This is a genomic window from Enterococcus sp. CR-Ec1 (assembly GCF_002850555.1).
Classification (GTDB): Bacteria; Bacillota; Bacilli; order Lactobacillales; family Enterococcaceae; genus Enterococcus_D; species Enterococcus_D entomosocium.
In genome coordinates this window covers 185,437-204,376 of record NZ_CP025223.1, presented here as the reverse complement: position 1 = coordinate 204,376, position 18,940 = coordinate 185,437, and the positions used below count along the sequence as shown (strand labels likewise).

15 protein-coding genes are annotated in these 18,940 nt (G+C 44.0%); 3 read left to right on the top strand and 12 right to left on the bottom strand.

Going from position 1 to position 18,940, the window contains the following annotated elements; all coding sequences use genetic code 11:
* Window positions 1–388 precede the first annotated feature (388 nt).
* Complete coding sequence (locus tag CXM95_RS00960) at window positions 389–1,894, bottom strand: peptidoglycan DD-metalloendopeptidase family protein (protein WP_101698758.1); 1,506 nt, start codon at window positions 1,892–1,894, stop codon at window positions 389–391.
* A 591-nt stretch (window positions 1,895–2,485) separates the two neighbouring features.
* On the opposite strand from CXM95_RS00960, the gene CXM95_RS00955 reads away from it, so the two are divergent.
* Window positions 2,486–3,979 carry a helix-turn-helix domain-containing protein gene (locus CXM95_RS00955; protein ID WP_101698757.1) on the top strand — a complete coding sequence of 498 codons (1,494 nt, stop codon included), beginning with the start codon at window positions 2,486–2,488 and terminating at the stop codon, window positions 3,977–3,979.
* Between the two features lie 183 nt (window positions 3,980–4,162).
* Here the strand turns inward: CXM95_RS00955 and CXM95_RS00950 are convergent, their stop codons facing one another.
* The 5 genes from CXM95_RS00950 to CXM95_RS00930 all read right to left on the bottom strand — a co-directional run bounded on the left by CXM95_RS00950 (window position 4,163) and on the right by CXM95_RS00930 (window position 9,776).
* Complete coding sequence (locus CXM95_RS00950) at window positions 4,163–4,426, bottom strand: hypothetical protein (protein WP_005232670.1); 264 nt, start codon at window positions 4,424–4,426, stop codon at window positions 4,163–4,165.
* A gap of 16 nt (window positions 4,427–4,442) precedes the next feature.
* Window positions 4,443–5,873 carry a catalase gene (locus CXM95_RS00945; protein WP_101698756.1) on the bottom strand — a complete coding sequence of 477 codons (1,431 nt, stop codon included), beginning with the start codon at window positions 5,871–5,873 and terminating at the stop codon, window positions 4,443–4,445.
* Between the two features lie 302 nt (window positions 5,874–6,175).
* Complete coding sequence (gene budA, locus CXM95_RS00940; RefSeq protein WP_101698755.1) at window positions 6,176–6,892, bottom strand: acetolactate decarboxylase; 717 nt, start codon at window positions 6,890–6,892, stop codon at window positions 6,176–6,178.
* Between the two features lie 18 nt (window positions 6,893–6,910).
* Window positions 6,911–8,563: an acetolactate synthase AlsS gene (alsS, locus tag CXM95_RS00935; protein WP_005232673.1), complete on the bottom strand. Its 1,653-nt coding sequence runs from the start codon at window positions 8,561–8,563 to the stop codon at window positions 6,911–6,913.
* 253 nt (window positions 8,564–8,816) lie between these two features.
* Window positions 8,817–9,776, bottom strand: a complete 960-nt coding sequence (locus CXM95_RS00930) for an alpha/beta hydrolase (RefSeq protein WP_101698754.1) — start codon at window positions 9,774–9,776, stop codon at window positions 8,817–8,819.
* 218 nt (window positions 9,777–9,994) lie between these two features.
* Here CXM95_RS00930 and CXM95_RS00925 point away from each other — a divergent pair, with 218 nt between their 5' ends.
* Window positions 9,995–10,924 carry a methyl-accepting chemotaxis protein gene (locus tag CXM95_RS00925; protein ID WP_008376493.1) on the top strand — a complete coding sequence of 310 codons (930 nt, stop codon included), beginning with the start codon at window positions 9,995–9,997 and terminating at the stop codon, window positions 10,922–10,924.
* Window positions 10,925–11,013: 89 nt separating this feature from the next.
* On the opposite strand, the gene CXM95_RS00920 is transcribed toward CXM95_RS00925, so the two are convergent.
* Genes CXM95_RS00920 through CXM95_RS00910 form a run of 3 tightly spaced genes read right to left on the bottom strand, consistent with a single transcriptional unit; the run spans window position 11,014 to window position 14,528 of the window.
* A complete protein-coding gene (locus tag CXM95_RS00920; protein ID WP_101698753.1) occupies window positions 11,014–11,787 on the bottom strand; it encodes a hypothetical protein in 774 nt (257 codons plus the stop codon).
* Between the two features lie 4 nt (window positions 11,788–11,791).
* Window positions 11,792–13,177, bottom strand: a complete 1,386-nt coding sequence (locus CXM95_RS00915) for a hypothetical protein (protein ID WP_008376497.1) — start codon at window positions 13,175–13,177, stop codon at window positions 11,792–11,794.
* Window positions 13,178–13,226: 49 nt separating this feature from the next.
* The gene (locus CXM95_RS00910) at window positions 13,227–14,528 is read right to left on the bottom strand and encodes a hypothetical protein (protein WP_008376499.1); all 1,302 of its coding nucleotides are present in this window, start codon (window positions 14,526–14,528) and stop codon (window positions 13,227–13,229) included.
* 410 nt (window positions 14,529–14,938) lie between these two features.
* On the opposite strand from CXM95_RS00910, the gene CXM95_RS00905 reads away from it, so the two are divergent.
* Window positions 14,939–16,075: a serine protease gene (locus tag CXM95_RS00905; RefSeq protein WP_101698752.1), complete on the top strand. Its 1,137-nt coding sequence runs from the start codon at window positions 14,939–14,941 to the stop codon at window positions 16,073–16,075.
* Between the two features lie 109 nt (window positions 16,076–16,184).
* Here CXM95_RS00905 and CXM95_RS00900 read toward each other — a convergent pair whose 3' ends face one another.
* The 3 genes from CXM95_RS00900 to CXM95_RS00890 all read right to left on the bottom strand — a co-directional run bounded on the left by CXM95_RS00900 (window position 16,185) and on the right by CXM95_RS00890 (window position 18,810).
* Window positions 16,185–16,685, bottom strand: coding sequence for a hypothetical protein (locus CXM95_RS00900; protein ID WP_008376504.1), 501 nt, complete (start codon window positions 16,683–16,685; stop codon window positions 16,185–16,187).
* A gap of 243 nt (window positions 16,686–16,928) precedes the next feature.
* Window positions 16,929–17,357 carry a DUF1761 domain-containing protein gene (locus CXM95_RS00895; RefSeq protein ID WP_008376507.1) on the bottom strand — a complete coding sequence of 143 codons (429 nt, stop codon included), beginning with the start codon at window positions 17,355–17,357 and terminating at the stop codon, window positions 16,929–16,931.
* Between the two features lie 106 nt (window positions 17,358–17,463).
* Window positions 17,464–18,810 carry an amino acid permease gene (locus tag CXM95_RS00890; RefSeq protein ID WP_008376509.1) on the bottom strand — a complete coding sequence of 449 codons (1,347 nt, stop codon included), beginning with the start codon at window positions 18,808–18,810 and terminating at the stop codon, window positions 17,464–17,466.
* Between the last annotated feature and the right edge of the window lie 130 nt (window positions 18,811–18,940).

Below are 18,940 nucleotides of genomic sequence, written 5' to 3'. Positions count from 1 at the left end.
ATCATTTCTTGTTAGTTCTTTTCAACGATCAATACTGATTAGAAAAAAAGGAATAGACTTATAATTGATGCACTTCCTGATTATTCGCTCCCCTACTTCGTTAGCAAGTTTTTATTCGTAGGGGTAAAAACTGTAACGATTTTGCTTCTCCGCTCATCATCAATAGCATTCGAACCTACCATTTGTGCTGCTGGCTGACCGATCTGTTCACGCCAGTTTATGGGTTAGCAACTGTTACGGTTATGTGAAAATTATAAAGAATCTATGCACGATTTTTTTAAACATTTTTTCGGTTTTCATGAAAAAAAAATTAAAATCGTTGCTCCCAAAAAATTGCTGGAAAAGACAAAAAAAGAAAGTATCCACGATACTCTCTTTTCGGCAATCCTTATTTTGTTAAAAAAGCGATGGGATCGACCAATTGCTCTTGGCTCAAACTAGGCGATGCACTGACTTCAAAGTGCAGGTGTGCGCCTGTGCTATTGCCCGTACTACCCATGAGGGCAATCGTTTCTCCTTGTTTCACTTGTTGGCCCACCCTCACAAGGTTCTGTTGATTATGGGCATAGAGCGTCGTCATCCCGTCGTCATGAAGAATTGCTACATAATTCCCCCAAGAAGGATGAACCTCTGAACGGATGACCGTTCCAGATTGACTCGCCATGATGGGTGTCCCAAACGCTGCGGCAAAGTCAACGCCCCGATGAAAGCTTCCCCAACGTGGGCCAAAAGTAGAAGTGACAACGGCTTTTTCAACAGGAAAAAGATACGTCTCGCTTGCGGTCACATCAGGTTTTTTCTGATCATAACGGGTCAACGCATAGGCTTCGATCAAAGCTGTCAGCTTTTGATCATACGTCGTATCTGTGGCATACCGACCAGTCAAATAACGGGCAGCCTCTTGATAAGAAGTCGCTTCTGATTTCCATACGCCTTTATAAAAATCAGACTGCTGCCCGACCCCTTCTTTCAACAAACGAGCATAGTCCATCAATGACTCTTTGTACCCAGTATATTGGCGGAAAGTTGCCGTGATTGTGTAGTGATTTCCCGAACCATCATCTTCTTGTGTCCGAAAGGCAACACCCTGTCCGTGATAGGTTCCTTTGATACCAAAGAGATTGAAGTACGGCGCCTGACTCAGTCTGCTTTGCCCGCCACCTGATTCTAAAATAGCCTGTGCAATCATAACAGAAGCGTACAAATCATTTTTCAAGCCAATATCTCGGGCATCTTCGCCGATTTCTTGGATAAAATCCCACACTTCTTTTACTGGTGTGACCGTCAAGCTCGTTTCGCTACCTTGCTGCGTTATAGGATCGGATTGACTTGGCCCGCTTGGTGCTTGGGTACTTGGTGGTATGATCGGAGACACAGCCGCCGGTGTTTCTTGACTTGCTCCCCTATTTTCTTCTGGTGTCGGTTGCGTTTCTACAGGTTCTGACGGTTGGGGCTTCTCTGGCTGCGTCTCAGGTTTGGGCGCTTCAGGCTTCGTTGGTTTTTCTGGTTTCGGTGCTGGGGTTGGTTCTTCTGGCTGAGAAGGCTCTGGCTTACTCGGTAGCTCTGGCTCTGGTTTCGGTTCTGGCGTCGGTTGGGGATCTGGGGTTGGTTCTTCGGTTTGCTCTGTTCCCTCCGGCGCTGTCTCAGATCCTTCTGGTACACTTTCTACAGGTGCCGATCCTTGCTCCGAATCGGACACTTGTCCTTCCCCTGCTGGAGCAGTTTCTTCAACCGTCCCTGCTGTGCTGCTACTGTCACTTTCTTGTGCAGCTGTTTCTGATGTTTGGGCAACGATCGTACCTTCCGATGCAACAACCGCAGCTGAAACTGGCACACCAGCTAAAAGTTGTCCGCAAACCAAAAGAAGCGCTACCCCTTTTTGCGAATGCTTCATAGGCGATTTCCTTTCTCTCCTTTTTTCACTTAACAACCTCTATCAAAAAAACATGTTGTCATCCAAATAGTAAATAAATATCAATTCTCTTTTATTATACTACGCTTCGTTTTTTCGACTCAAGCAAATGACTCCCGTGCTTGTCAAAGAGAACGAGTTGTTGGAAGAATGGGTCTACTGGTAAAGGATCACGTTTTGCATCCAATTCGTTATCGAGTCTGGGTTGCAGCTTTTACTTTCTGTTGCCTAAGATCCTCTGGCGTCATCAGAAAAAAACACAGTTGTTCAAATGGGCAACTGCCAGTTGAACAACTGTGTTTTTATCGTCTTTTCTTGCTTCATTAGCTTTTTATCTAGCGTTTGGAGCCTTTCTATTAGCGTTTCGTTTTCTCAAGTTTATGTATGATTTTTGGCAATTGGTTTCTCAGGTCCTTGCTATACTTACCGTGAACGATTGATATTCCCGGAAATGTTCTGCTGGTAGTCAGAGCCTTCAAGGCACTGTGGCAAGAACGCCTAACAGTTGAACGTTTCATTCTCTGTGTAAATGATTATGCTATAATTATTTAAACTTATTTTTCGGAGGCTGACATGAAAACATTTCAATTAAAATTCATGCGAAATCGCACGTTGATTCGCTGGCTGCAATTGTTGAATGAATTTGAGAAAAGTCCCTCCCGTACACTGGGAGAACTCGCTGAAGTGACCGAGAGCAGTACGCGTACGTTGATTACTGACATTGCTAGCTTGCGAGAGTATTTTAAAGAGGCTATGGCGATCCATACAGCAAAAATCGGGTATCTTTTTGAAGAAATCGATCATGATAGGTATCGAAAGCAAAAGCAAGAACTGATAAAAGATGAACCGATTTTCCAGATTTTAGAAAGTATTTTTTATGATGAGCAGCAAACCCTCTTTGATTGGAGCTTAACGCTTAATATTTCTGAACAAGCGCTGATCAGCTACTTCCGGAAAATACAGCCATTTTTATCCCCTTTCGGTTTAAAAATCAAAACGGATCCCGTCTCTCTGGCAGGTTCGGAGATCGATATACGAAAATTTTTCTGTCTTTTTTACTACGAGTCTGACATTAATGTCCACACGTTATTTCCCTCGATCCATGTACAAGATGCGGTGATGGAAATCACTGACCTTTTGGAAACGAAGGCCTTACAGAGCTCTTCGTTTTCTTATTTTGCTTATATCCTTTATATTAGCGTGGAGCGCAGCAAACGCGGTTTACTTGCTGCCCCCTCTCCAGAACTAAGCGAGTTAGTTAAAAAAAATGGTTTACTTTCAAATTATGAGGACCTTAAAAAGATTATCCAGCGTTATTTTACCTTTGATTTTCCTCAAGAAGAAGCAATCTATCTTCTGACTTGCATCATTTGTCGTCGCAAACTCAACACCGATCTAGAAACAAGCAAAGCGTTTTGTCTTAACTATAACCACTGGCCCGCGATCAAACAAATCACTGCTGATTTCTATGCCCAAAATCGCGGCAACAGCTTTGATGAACAAAAAGATTTGCTTTTGTTAGAGTCATTCTTCACTATTTTCAAGCTTCGTGAGTTGTTATCGCCAACGATGAACGTCAACATCGATGATTTGAATGCTTTCGTCAAAGAGAAATTTGCGGCTGAATATAAAAAAAATCGCCAGTTTTTGCTCTCACATCCTCTTGTGAAAACACTCTATTCTTTCGACCATTTGGATGATTTTTGTGCAAGTCTCACCTTCCACATGGAAGCCATCATTGAAGAGAATTGGGGCACGCGGAGAACTATAGCTGTTATTTTTGAAGGTAACGAGTATGTTTGTGAGTACGCTGAAAGTATTATCCGAAAATATCTTGGCGTTTATCATGAAATGTACTACCCTGATTCAAACGAACTCTCCCACGAGTATTTAAAAGAAAAAAACATTAATTTTCTCATTACTAACTACTCCGAATACGCCACTGAATACTTACTGGATGTTGAAAGTGTCTTATTAAAATCAATACCCGACGCTGCCGATTGGAATTATCTTTTGAATCGAATCAATCCGAGAATTTTGCGGTTGGTCGTTCTTGATAATACGTAGTAATTCCAATCATTCACGCCGCTTCTCCAAAGAAAGAGAATTGATATTTCCTTGTCGCCTTTAAACGAACGCCTGACTAATCCTCCCATATAAAGCTGTTCTTTTTTAGTGGAAGCAGCTTTATATGGGACTTTTCCAATGAATCAAGTACGCTTTTTCCTTCTACGCTGCTACTATCAGCAATCATTGCTCTTTGGATTGATCTGCACTTAAAAATGTCCGTTTCGTAAAAGCCAGTGCGCCTACGAGGGTCATGAGTACGATGATTGGATGAGAAGATGCAGACAAGATCCCCAAAATCGCCGTCAACAGCGTGCCCGTATAACTCAAACCGACTGCCCATTGCTGAAGCCTTGAAAGCTCTCGCAGCTGCCCTTTAAAGGCCACCCCCAGCATCATTGCTCCGACAAAAGATAAAAGACCAAAAACTACATGTAAAAGTAACATTCTTTTTCCTCCTTTCTTAAATGTTCACATCGATCGCTTCAGCGATTCGTCTGCCGTATTCTGGGTCCGCACAGTAAAAATGCATGACCTGCCGTTCTTTGATCTGTTGATTTTGAACCTGTCCCAAACTTCCCGCAATCGTTTGAATTAAACGTGTTCGTTCTTCTTCTGAGAGCAAACGATAAAAATCACCTGCTTGGCTATAATAGTCTTCATCGTAAGCAAAGGAACCGATCTCTCCTTCTAACGAATAGTGGATGCCCTTGGCATGCGGGTTTTCTTTGATGCCATCGAAACTGTTCGGTTCATAATTGATCCCTGAAGAATTCGTTTTGGTATTCATGAAACCGTCCTGTTGGTGATTATGGACAGGCGCTTTTGGCGCATTGATCGGCAACTGGCTGCTGTTGGGTCCAACTCGATAACGATGCGCATCACCGTAAGCAAACAACCGACCTTGCAATAGTTTGTCCGGAGAAAAATCAATCCCTGGAACGATATTGCCCGGTGAAAAAGTGACTTGCTCGACTTCGTTGAAATAGTTCTCTGGATTGCGATTCAAAGTCATTCGTCCCACTTCAATGAGCGGATAGTCTTTTTGTGAGACTGTTTTGGTCACATCAAAAAGATTGACGGCAGCTGACCAACCTTCTTCAAAGGGAATGATTTGAACATAGAGTGTCCAAGAAGGATACTCCTTTGCCTCAATCGCTTTATATAGATCTTCAATATGATAATCAGGATTGCTTCCCGCAAGTTCTGCTGCGAGTGCCGCACTCATGTTCATAATGCCTTGATCCGTCCGAAAATGATATTTCACCCAAAAGCGTTCTCCCTCTGCGTTGAGCCAAGCGAATGTATGGCTCCCATACCCATGCATATGACGAAAGGTTGCCGGTAAGCCCCGATCCCCCATCAACAGGCTGACTTGATGGAGGGATTCCGGTGAATGGGACCAAAAATCCCATACCGCCTCTGGATTTTTCAAGGGCGTTCGCGGGTCTCTTTTTTGGGTATGGATAAAATCAGGAAACTTCAACGGATCACGAATAAAGAAAATCGGGGTATTATTGCCCACGAGATCATAATTCCCCGCTTCCGTGTAAAATTTAACCGCAAACCCCCGAGGATCGCGCAACGTATCCGCAGACCCTAGTTCTCCGGCAACCGTTGAAAAGCGAATAAACATCTCCGTTTCTTTCCCGATGGCTGAAAGAAACGCCGCTTTCGTGTACATCGTTACGTCGTTTGTTACTCGGAAGACCCCATGAGCCCCCGCACCTTTCGCATGAACGACCCGTTCGGGAATCCGCTCACGATTAAAATGTGCCAGTTTTTCTAGCAAATGGACATCTTGAATCAACACTGGTCCACGGCGCCCCGCCGTCAAAGAATTCTGGTTATCCGCTACACTGGCTCCTTGCGCAGTCGTCAACTTTTTTTTCATATCTTTCCTCTTTTCTCTATAAAATCAGTCAAGTGCAATTACTCTCAACAAAATACTTCTAATTAGCACAAAAATTATCATCATTCTTAAAACATATCAATTTATTTGCTCGAAAATAAGAATTAATTCAGATTTTTGACCATTTCCCAACTTTTCTATCGAAGTATCCAGGTTTTGCAGCAAGCCTCATGAATAGAAGGAAGCACAAAAAAGCAGTGAAGCGTTGGCTTCACTGCTGCTTTGCGTTCAATTCGATCCGAGACCACTCTACTGGCGATCAATTATTTTTTGCTGTCTGCTGCTTATTCGGCAGCTTCAATATCCTTGGCGATTTTTGCGACATCGATCTCCCGCTGCAAATAGTCTTGGTTGTCGATAGGAAAATGCTGACGAAATTCGGCTAGTTCCATCAATTCGACTTCGCCAGCTGCCACTTCAAAGTCTAAGACATGACCAGCAAATGTGCGATCATCACTAATAAAATGCAAATGGAAACCGGCGGCCGCAGCACCGTGGAACAGCAACGGGGTAAAGAACCCGACGATCGTGCCGCTGATATCTTCTGCTTGAAATTCCGGCTGATGCTGGATGATCTCAATGAATTTTGGGTACGGTTTTTCTTGCTTTGGGGCAACGCGGACGTGCATCTTGGTAAATACCCCATAAATCTTGACAGCGGAAAACAAATTCGGGCTGACTTCTGTCAGGACGTGGTTTTTCACTTCTTCATCGGTCATTTCTTGGCTGACCTGCAGGTGCTTCGCCGCAGAAAAATCAACGACTGCCGCATAGGGGGTTCCTTCATTTCCTTGGAGCACTTGTACCTTGCCCGACTCGTCTACATGGTAGATTTCACCATCTAAAATAATCACTTCACCATTGGAACCAGCCAAAGTACCAATCCCAAAATTGCCATATTCAAGCATTTTTCCGATTTGCTCCGTGCCATCCATTAAATCCTGCATCAACCCACCTAGGGTGCCATGCTGATATAAATAACTTTTGTTTTTCACTTTCATCTTGATGCTCCTTTGGTCTTAATAAAATTGATCAGGTAGGATCGTTTTGCCAAGATCGGCATTGTCTGAATAATCCACAGGGATATCAATGATCACTGGACCATCCGTTGCAAAGCCTTCTTCGATGGCTGCCATCAATTCTTGTTTGGTGGTTGCCCGTAAGCCTTTGGCACCAAACGCTTCGGCATATTTCACGAAATCAACTGGTCCAAAATCAACCCCAGAAGCACGATCATATTTCATTTCTTCTTGGAATTTCACCATATTGTAGGTACCGTCATTCCAAATCAAGTGAATGATGTTTTGTTTCAAACGGACGGCTGTTTCTAACTCTTGGGCAGAAAACAAGAAGCCACCATCGCCAGATACAGAGATCACTTGAGTATTTGGTCGCACGAGCGCTGCCGCGATCGCCCATGGCAAAGCTACCCCTAAAGTCTGCATGCCATTACTAAAGAGCAGATGCCGTGGCTCATAACTGCGGAAATGACGGGCCATCCAAATGTAGTGGCTGCCGACATCCACCGTCACCGTCATGTCATCGGTCACTTCTTGTTGCAAAGCATCAATGATTTCCAGGGGATGCAAGGTATTGTTGCTGCCTTCGACATCCGCTGGTTTTTCATTGAGTTTGGTTTGCAGCGTCGTTAAATAGTTTTGAGCGTCTTCGGTCAAGTGATACTGATCGATGGCTTTTGATAGTTGTTCAATAATTTTCGCGATACTGCCCATCAGTTCAACTTCTGGCTGCATAAATGGATCGATCTCCATCGGTACTTCATCGATGACGATCACGCGGGCATCTTTTTCCGCATTCCAGTTGCGAGCTTCGTATTCGATCGGGTCGTACCCCACAGCGATCACTAAGTCGCTGCGTTTCAACAGCATATCACCAGGCTGATTGCGGAACAAGCCGACGCGGCCAAAGAAATGCTCTTCTAATTCACGAGAAATGATCCCAGCGCCTTGGAAGGTCTCTACGACAGGCAACCCAGTTTTTGCAACTAAATGACGAATCGCTTGTGTTTCTTTCACGCCTGAAGCCCGCATTCCTAAGAGTAAGACAGGCAGTTTGGCTTCTTTGATCCGATCGACGAGTGCCTGGATATCTTCTGCATCGGCACTGCCTAATTTAGGCGAAGATAGTGGTTTGATCGCTGCCCCTTGAACGGTTCCGTCCGTCACATCTTGAGGAATGGATAAAAAGCTCGCCCCTTTTTTCGCTGTTTTTGCGATGCGAAAGGCGTTGGCAATACTTTCAGAAAGGGTTTCAGGATCTTGGACTTCACTGCTGAATTTCGTGATCGGCGCAAACAATGCCGCATTATTCATGCTTTGGTGGGTCAATTTTGAAAGGTCAGAACGCTTCACTTGTCCTGCTAGTGCCAGGACGGGATCACCTTCGGCAGTTGCCGTGACCAACCCAGTCGCTAAATTACTGGCTCCTGGTCCACTTGTCGCAATGACGACTCCTGGCTCTCCTGTCAGGCGACCGATTGCTTGTGCCATAAATGCCGCGTTTTGTTCATGTCGCGCCAAAATCAACTCTGGTCCCCGATCACTCAACACATCAAATACGCCATCGATTTTTGCACCGGGAATCCCAAAGATATAAGGCACCCGATGATTTTCTAAACTTTCAACAATGATTTCTGATCCTTTTGCACTCACTGTATTACCTCTTTTCGAAAACTGTATTAATCACAATACATATAATAGCACTTTCTATTTATTTATCAACGAAAAACACTCATTAATATCTGTACTATAAAAACGTAGTTTTTTAGAGAGCGTTTGCATCTGCTTCAGACTGCAGGTGTATGTCTTTCCATTTTTCCGACAAAAAAAGGAGTGGATCGCTCCACCCCATAAATCCTTTACTGTATCAGAACACCTCTAAAAAGAAGCTTCTTTTGTCGGTTTTTTATTCTGCTGGGACATTTTTTTCCGTCAGCCAACCGACAGCCAGTGTCATGGCCGCTCGTGCAGCTTGGGTCTGATCCATCGCATTGACCATCACAAAATCATGGATGATTCCTTGCAGACGTGCTTGGGTAACTTCCACGCCAGCTGCTCGTAAATGCTGCGCATAGGCTTCCCCTTCATCCCGCAAGACATCTGCTTCCCCTGTAATGATCAACGCTGGTGGCAGATCGGCTAACTCCTCTTTGGTCGCTCGTAAAGGAGAAGCGGTAATTTGATTCCGCTGTGTTTCATCCGTCGTGTATTGATCCCAGAACCATTGCATCCCTTCTTTGGTCAGAAAATAGTTTTCGCCGAATGCTTCATACGAAGGCGTATCAAAGCGGGCATCTGTCACAGGATAGAACAATAATTGCTGTGCGATCGGAATGCCGCCACGGGCTTTCGTCAACAAGGTCATAACGGTCGCCATGTTCCCACCTACGGAATCACCAGCCACGGTCAAACGGCTAAGGTCTAAGCCTTTGACATCGACAAATCCCGGTAATTGCTGCAAGACCGCATAATTTTGTTCGATCGCCGTTGGGTATTTTGCTTCTGGTGAACGACTATATTCAGGAAAAATGACGATCGAGTTGGTTCGTACCGCCAATTCACGGATCAATTTATCATGAGTCGCGGCACTGCCGAAGACCCAGCCCGCGCCATGGAGATAATAAATGACAGGGAGAATCGCATGATTTCCTTCAGGACAAACAAAACGAACATTGATGGTCCCCCATTCGCCTGTATCTACGGTCTGATCTTCTATCTCAACCGCCAATTTATTGACGGGTGACTCTTGGACTTGTTCCAATAGTGCGCGCCCTTCTTCTGGCGGTAATTCATAGATCCGTGGGTGCGGTGCATTTGCCTCACTAAATTCAACGGCTGCTTTTTCCAACGAAATTCTATCTGTCATACGATTCTCTCCTTTTGTTTGAAATCGTTCGTGTTGACCTTAAGGGTACCACCAAGTCATTCTGATGCAAAGAATCTTGCTTCCTTCTGCTTCCAGGCATTTTGTTCGACAAAAAAGGTGGTTTTTGCACTCTTAACTGCCTTGCCTTCATGACCGATAACTGTAAGACACTCGCTGTGTAAACTTCCCAAAAAACTGAAAGGCGTAGGTAAGTACGTATGAAATTCACATTAGATGAAACACAAAATAACCGTCTGCTCGCTGCTATTTTTCAAGAACTCGCTGTCATAGTCTTTGATCCGCAAAAAGAAGTTGTTTTCGCCAATGCCAACATGACTGATATCCTAGGGTACAGCCAAGAAGAAATCATTGGCTTGCCGCATCGGACCTTTTGTTTTGACCATTATGCTGCCAGTACGGATTACCAAGCTTTTTGGAATCAACTGCTGTACTCAAAGCAACGGTTTCAAGACAAAATCATCCGAAAAAACAAACAAGGAGAAAAACTGATTTTAGAAGGAATCTACTTCCCCGTCCTCGATGAGCAGCAAGAAGTCGTCAACGTCGTCAAAATCGCTTTTGACATTACCCAAAGAGAACAAGCCTTAGCGGTCACTATCAAAAAAGTGCAAGAAAGTGCTGCTTCCCTGACACGACTTTCTGCCAACGGGCATCAGCAAGTCGATCATTTGTCAGAGAACTTGGCGCAAGTCAAACGGCTGTCTGATCAAAATCAAGCAACGACCCATGCCTTAGAAATGGATAGCCAACAGGTGACAGCGGTGCTGCATGACATCGACCGCATTGCACAACAAACCAAACTGCTATCCTTCAACGCTTCCATCGAAACAGCACGGATCGGCGAACAAGCAGCTGGCTTTCGGGTAGTTGCCGATGAAATGCAAAAATTAGCCGAACAGACCAAGCAGTTGACCCAAACCATTGCCGCAACCATGCAAGCCATCAACCAACAAGCCTTAGTCGTGTTAGATAGTACCGAGTCGACGACTATGAAAATCAGTGATTCGCAAAAAAGTCTCGCTGCCGTTTTGCATTCTTACGACACGCTGCGAACGACGGCCAGTCTTTTAAACGATGAAGCCGAGTATTTAACAGAGACCAACAATGCTGAGTTGGAAACCACATGAAGTGAAAGAGAGCGCCGCTGTTTGCGACGCTCTCTTTGTTTTTTTGACCAATAAATTGATTCCCTATTTGATTTCATCGATACTCAGCACTAGCCAGTCTCCCACTCTTGCAACAACTGCTGTAATTCTTGCAAAAATGATTGGGTCGCAAAGCCCAATGCTTGAAGAGGAACACGATATTCCTGTTGAATCACCAAAAAGCTACTAAACATTTTATGCTGGACCTCAAAACCGAGGTTTTTCCAAACACTCCAGGAAAAACTGACTATTCGTTTTTCTTTCTTTTCGTACGTGCACAAATACACTCGTTCAACGCCAAAAAGCAGTCCCGCATTCGCTTTCTTGCCAGTCATCTTTGACGTTAGCAACGCAAGAGGGGTCTCCGTTTCAGGCACTTGAAAACTAGCGAGGACTTGTCTTTGCCATTGCCTTGGTAGCACTTGTCTTTCTCCAGAAAAATAGAACAAAAAATTTTGCTCTTGCAAAAAAGCATTCAAACGAGTTTGTCGCTCCTTGACTGGATCGCGTGGCGCCCGCTGAATCAAAGACGTCTGATTCATTGCCGCTTGCTTTGACTGCTTGTGATTACTTGAACCCCCTGCCGCTGAGGAGTTTCCCAGGGGAAGAGGATCCATCGTTTGGTTGGCAGCAGCTGATTGACTGATTTTCTTCAGCAAAACAGCAAGGTGCGTCAACGAAAGCTGTTTTGCTGTCATAGGATTGGCATGCGGGCTTTTGGTAGGATCGAAGGACCGTTTGATCACCATTTTCCCACGACAATACAGACAAATCGCCGTGCCAGCGTCCCAATTGACTTCTAGTTCTCCTAAGCAGTGGGGGCATTGAATCGGAATAATATCCATTGAATCATCCTTTCGTTTCGATACAGGTATCGGAGCTATCCGTGGTAAAGATACGGATCGTATTCCAGCTGAAAAACGCCAGCAGCACTAGAAGCGATATGCCATAAAAACCGAAATACCAAGTCAGGAATGTTAAAAAAAGGATCAAGGCGAATTCATACGCCATGTTTTCCAGACTGCTGTAAAATACTGTCTGTCGGACGAGTTTCTTCCTACGCGTTTCAAAAGCTTTCTTCACTGCAGTTGCTGATGCATCCGATTGACTCAATGCCTGAGAAAGTTCTGCTTTGAATTTGCCGTACTCTGAGAAAAACTTGACCTCTGGTACGAGCAAGAAATACCAAGTCACGACACAAGCAATCAGCAAGATGACCGCTGAAACAATCAGACTAAAGGCAACGGCAGGCATTAAAAATCCACCAAAAAAAAGATTCAAGAACGTTCCTGAAAGCATACCTAACAATAAAAATATACAGAAAGAATTTCCAAGGATCCTGCTGGTTTTGGAAAAACTTTTCTTCACTTGCACCAGCTGTTCACATTCAGGAAGCTGGGTTGGAAAGAGACGTTCAGCATCGGTGCCATCAGCCACGAAAGAATAGGTTTGGTTTCCGTATTTGAATTCGCCAATGTAATAAGGAAAATACAGTTTTTCCGTATCACATTGTTTCGGAAAAAGAGTCAGTTGAACCTCATTGGCAACATCTGCTCCCACCAAATGGTCTTTGGCTTTTGCTTCAAAGACTTCCATTAGATGGGTATCAGAGAGTGCCGCTTCTCTGGAAATATCAAAGGGCAGCACCTGAGCGCCTTGGCTAAGTGCCGAAAACTGCTGCATATCCGTGCAATAGGCGGCTCCTTTTTGAAGATGCAGCGGCAGCTTACCATTGATACTGTAATCCGCTTCTTTTTGGGTATCCGTAGGGAAATATTCATTGAAAATTGTTGTGTTCCCGCTGTTATGTAAAGAAATATCGGCAGTAATGCGCCCACTCCCCCTCTGCTGTTCCTCGTGGACATAGCTCCCTCTCACTTGAGCATCATAAGCAATTTGAAAGTAATACATCGGGATAAATACACGTTTTAGATGAACCATCTCTAGCTCAAAAAAGATACTTTCCGAGATGGTCTCTTGCCATGCTAGTTTATTTTTTAACGCCGCTTCACATGCCTTTTCATCATAGGCAAACGGATAAAACCCTTCTTTGACAGTCCCTTGAATGTGTGGCAACTCTTTAAGCGAGACGACTTGTTTTGTTTGTTCCTGGTTTTTTTGTTCCGGTTTGATCAACAGCTCATTTAAACAATACTGACAGACTGCTTTCCCTGAGTCCCAATCAACTTCTAGACGTCCCAGACAGCTGGGACATTGGATTTGGGTGATTTTCATTTTTTCTCCTTTTTTATGAATCGTTTTTTCTTTTCAACAAGATGGTTTATCAAAGAAACCGAAGAATGTTCCAAATAAGGATAACGACCACGACCACATAAGCGAGCGTATCGAGCCATTCATAAAATTTCCTCATTCTTGCAAGATGCTTTCCACGCTTCTCGTAGTTTGCTAAAAAAGCTGTCCCAGTTTTCTTACCTAATAATTCTCTTTGGAGCTCATCTCTAAATTTTTGGACTGTTTTGAGGTACTGTTCTTTTAGAAAGTGCAACACTATCCCCGATACTACCCAATAAACTGCAGTTGGCAGGGAACTCATGACAATCCCCCCTATGACAGCCCTAAATACTCTTCCTAGAGGAAGCCATTCAGAAATGAATAGCGCCAAGATCATCAGGATCACACCTAACGTAAAAAAGAGTACGGAGGACCAGCCAAAAACCTTACGAGCTTTTGAAAAATTCGCAACCGTTTGATAGGTAGCTTGGCACTGTGGGATAATCGGCAGCTTCATTCGGTCAGGATCTTTGCCGTCGATCGCAAATTCAAAGGATTGCTCTTGGTACTTGAAGGTGCCCATATACAGGGGAAAGTAGAGCTCTTCTGTAGCACAGCTGATCAGGGAAAGATTTAGGTGCAGCTCTTTTAGATGATCGGCAGATTCTTTCTTCTGGATCACCGCATTCGCATGAGCTCTCAATTCCGCTTGTTTTTCAGAACCAAAGAGCGCCTGCTCTTGCTCAATATCAAAGGGAAAAACATGAATAGCATGTGCTGAGACTAGCTGTTGAAATTCCTTTTGATCGGTATTAAAGTGCGGTTTTCTTTTCATTTCATCATTGACCTCAAAGCTCTGAGGAATTTCTTGTTCGATCACCTCCGAACTGCCGCATTGATAGAATATAACCGTCTCACCTGAATGGTCGCCTCGCTTCTTTTCCCACGTGGTCGTATGCGAGCCTGCCCATGCAATGGAATGGGTATCGTAGCCAAAGGCCCCCTCCCAGTGCATCGTATAGGTCACCTGAAATTCATAAATCGGAATAAAATATCGTTTTACCTCGCTGACTTCAAGATGAACGATAATGTCCTCAGGAACTGATTCCTGTTGGATCAGCCATTTTTTCAAGGCATTTGCTACCTCGTCTTCATTAAAGGCAAACGAATAAAACCCTTCTTTGACTTTTTGAAAAACTACGGGAGCCTGTTCATTCGAAGCTTCTTGCGTTTGTTTTGGCGGCGACTGTAGGACTGACTTAGTTAAGCAATACTGGCAGACTGCTTTTCCTGTCTCCCAGTCAACGGTTAACTGACCCAAGCAGCTGGGACATTGGATTTGTGTGATTTTCATTGCTACTCCTTTTGCACATACTGATTTTCTTATCAATGAAGTGGCTTAGTTGCACATGAGGGGGAATGTCTTTTTTATGGTGTTATTTGGGGAAAGCCGCTTGTTTGCAGGTATTTGCTCGATTTCATCCGTTTGTTCAAAGCGTCTTTTTCTAGTAATGAAGTAAATACGTGTATTAGGACCAAGAGCTGTTTAGCAAAAAAAGCAAATACAAACAAAAAAACTCTTTCTACATCACTTTATAATAAAAATTTCCGTAAATCTATTTATTATTGATAAAAATCTATTGGTTTGCTAGTTGAACTCCCTCCATACGTTCAGCAACCCTTGCTAGCCGGTTATTAATGGCGGATAAGTTAGGAAAAATGTTATAATTAAATTATTCACAAGAAAGGAAATGGAAAAAAAGTATGGGGATATTTATTTTTGTTGTTGGTTTTTTGACAATGGTTGTAAGCGGAATCTTTTTTGTTCTTAGTTTGATCAAGAAAAAGTCGCTTCGCAACAAAATCGTTATTTTTATGGGTGGTTTTCTCTTATTGATTGGCGGAGCACTAATGACTCCAGCAGCAACACCGGAGCTTCACGTAGATGAAGCAGAACTGGTTACCAACGAACAAGGCGAAGCGGCGATTACGGGTCAAACCAACCCAGAAGCGCAACTGACGATCAACGGGGTGGAGGTTTCGCTGGCGGACGAAACATTTTCTTACACCGTGCAACTTGAAGATGAAGAGGAACAGGAATTTACTCTCCAAGCCTCAATGGGTGGAAGCGCCAAAGAAGAAGTCGTCACCGTCAAACCTTCTCGCGCATTTCTAGCGAATTTACAAGCTGAAAGACAAGAACAAGCAGCACTGGAAAAAGCTGAGACGGCACTGGCGCTTGCCGAAACCCAGCCAAACCAAAAGAATTATGACGAAGCCGTGACGCTGATTCATGCTTTAAGTAAAACCTACGAAAATTTTGCTACCCGGCTAGCTGTAGTTGAAGAACACCTTGCCATCGGCAAAGCCCTTGATACCGCTGAAGCTTCTCTTGAGCGCAAGGATTTCGATCAGGCAAAAGAATTGGTCGCACAAGCAGTGTTGAACAAGGAAACGTTTGAAAGTCGGTTATCCACTGTAGAAACTAAGATTTCTGAGAAAGAAGCAGAAGCACTCGTTGCAGAAGCTGTCCAAGCGGTGGAAGCGGCAGAGGCGGAGCCGACAAAAGATACCCTTGCTCGTGCAGAAGATGCTGTCGCTCGTCTCAAGACCCCCGATGAGGAATTAGCTGCTCGAACAAAAACAGTGGCGCAAACGATCGCTGCCAACGAACAAGCAGCCGCTCAAGCCAAGGCGGAGGAAGAACGGCAGGCAGCCGCCGCTGTGCCAGAACAAAGTCAGCCAGTCGCTGCTAGCAATCAAGCCCAAACGTCGGTCCTCGTTACACCAACAGGTTCGAAATATCATACGAGAAAATGCGGCAACGGTACCTACACGCCTGCCACTTTAGCAGAAGCGCAAAGTCGCGGACTTACTCCTTGCGCAAAATGTTTTCCGTAATAGTCACTAATATTTTGCAACGAAAAAAAACAAACCTCATTTTTGTCTAAGGTTTGTCTGCAGTCTAAAGTGGTTGTCTCGTCGGAGGCAGCTGCTTTTTTATCACTTGCTATTTCTCATCGTAAGAAAACTCGTACTCGTTTTGTTCATCATCGATCAGACGCTTGTCATTGTTGTCCACCATTTTGAATACTTTCTCAAAATCATCGCCAGTCATGCGCACTTCCTTTTTCTCTTGATCAATGATCACTTGGGCATTTGTCACTTCAAAGGTGTGCATAGTGCCGATGTCTGCCGCAGTCAGTGCTTTGCTTTTGGGAAACTCTGCTTGCAGTGTTTCGTTGATCTGCACTAATTGCGCCTCTTGTTCTTCTACCAAGTCCGCAGGTTCCTGATTCGGATCGACCAAAAAACTCAGCGTTTTATTGACAGTGATCCTTCCATCTTCAAATAGATACAAAGCATATTGTTGATGACTGTTGCTATTGGTCAATACTTGATTTGCAGCTGCAGAGTCAACCCCTGCGCGGCTGCAGCTTGCCAAAAAAAATAGCACCGCCAAACAAACGGTAGCAAACATTCTTCTACCTAACTTGCTTTTCGTTTTCATTTTTCCCCTCCTCGTTTTCCCTAAGTTTCCTTCTTTCATGATTTTTCGCAAACCCGTGGGTTTGTGTTTCCTGTCAAATTTAGTTATTTTCAGTATAGCATAAACAATTTGCTTTTATAGCTTTTTTTTATAGTGAGATTAATTTCACGCGCAAAAAAACCAACCTTGTCGAGACAAGATCGGCTTTCTTTAGGATTGATTCGTTGAGATCTTTGAACGTTCTCGCTGGGATATGATCGCTGCCTATTGTCCAATTAGTCCGACAACAAGCCCTAAAACGATCACTCCTAGAAACCCATTCACAAGGTGCAGCCCAACTAATTTACGGGACTGTCCCGAGTAAACAGCCATCACGAAGGTGGCGACCCCATACACCCCTAGCCACAATAAGCAAGCGACTTGCAAGGAGGTCATCAGCCAACCATCATGATCGAATGTGGCAAACCAATAGACGACTTGATAGGTCGCTGCCGATAAGAGAATCCCACCAACAATCGTGCCGCCAAAGGTAAAGAGCATGTCACCGGTCGTCATCTGCTGACCGTCCATCTTCTCTGCCATTCCTGATTCTTTCGCCCAAAACTTGCCCCACTTATGCATCGGGTTGTAAAGCAGACTTTCCACCACAACCCAGCTGAGGGTGCCGAAAATCAATGTCCAAAAATTAACCATTTTCGTATTCTCCTTTACTTTATTTTTAGCCATGTTCCTGAGAAGCGAAAAAATAGCCAAGCGGGCTGTTCCTTCTCCATCAGTTTATGCCTTAAGGGAGGGTTCTTCAACTTTTTCCACTGGTGTCCCCTATTTTTCGATGGTTCCAATAAAAACTAAGAAAAATGATCGTATACAGCAATGCGGTGAAACCTGTAACCGCTAATGGGTTAGTGATCAAGATTCCGGCAAACAGCAAAAGCAACGCAAGGATCGCCCCACCCAAAAAAATCGTATAGCCCATTTTCTTCTGCTTGCGTACCAAAACAAACGCCGCCACACTGATCAACAACCAAATCAGTAATACAGTATACGACAGGGAGCCTGCCAGATAATTGAAGAGTTTGTCGCCTAAAAAGTAAGAAAGAACGACTCCAAGATATAAAGTACCGCTGCAAAACATGATCGCTCGTTGGGGCACGCTGTTTTTATTCAGCATCGTGAAGCGGCTTTTTTTCTGGCCATTGTTGCTTAACCGGAAAAACAACGTTCTTGAAGAAGCATAGACCCCAGAATTGATGGAGGAAAACAAGGCCAAAATGATCACTAAATTAACGATGTCGGAAGCAAAAGGCACATGGATTTTTTGAAACACCATTACAAAGGGACTGACATTTGGATCTGCTAATTGATTCCACGGATAAATGATCAGTAAAAGAAACATGGGAATGATGTAAAAAGCGGCAATCCGAGTCATTACTCCTTTGATTGCTTGAGGGATCGCTTTTTTTGGATTTTCTGCTTCACTAATCGTGATGGCTACTAACTCAGAACCGCCATAAGAATAGATTACGACCAATAAAGAATTGATAAATCCTTTGAGACCGTGAGGGGCAAAACCACCATAGTCTGTCATTTGTCTCATCGTCGGTAAAAAGCCCAGATCAAAGACTTGCGTGGCAACCAGATAGAGACCCACCAAGATCAGCACAATCACCACACTGATTTTGGCCCACGAAAGCCAGTATTCCGTTTCTGCAAACAAGCGGACCGAAAACAAATTGATGATGGTCGTGAGTAGTGCCAAAATCAAAACAAAGATCCAAGCTGGAATATTGGGAAACCACAGCTGCAAAAAGCTTGCGGCAGCAACTGCTTCGGCGATGATGTTGATCATCCACATTGACCAGTAGATCCAATCAATGAAATCAGCTGTATGCAAGCCAAGATACGGCTGGACTAAGCCCGAAAGGCCATGTTGTTTTTGGTCAGATAAAACCAACTGTCCCAGTCCTGTCATGACGACAAATAAGATCAGCCCACAAAAAATAAACGCTAGCAAGACCGCAGGCCCCGCTAACTGGATCGCTTCCCCACTGCCTTTGAATAGGCCGGCACCGATTGCGCCACCTAGTGCCAACATAGTGATGTGCCTGGTTTTCATCTGTTTTTTTAATTGATTTTTTTCTGTCATACGTTCCTCCTCGAAAACCGTTGATCCTTCATACACAGTGATTCTCTCACTGTTGCTATTTTTAATTATATGAATGATTTTTTTTAACTACCTCATAGAGAATACCAGACGTTTCTGCTATTGCAACTAA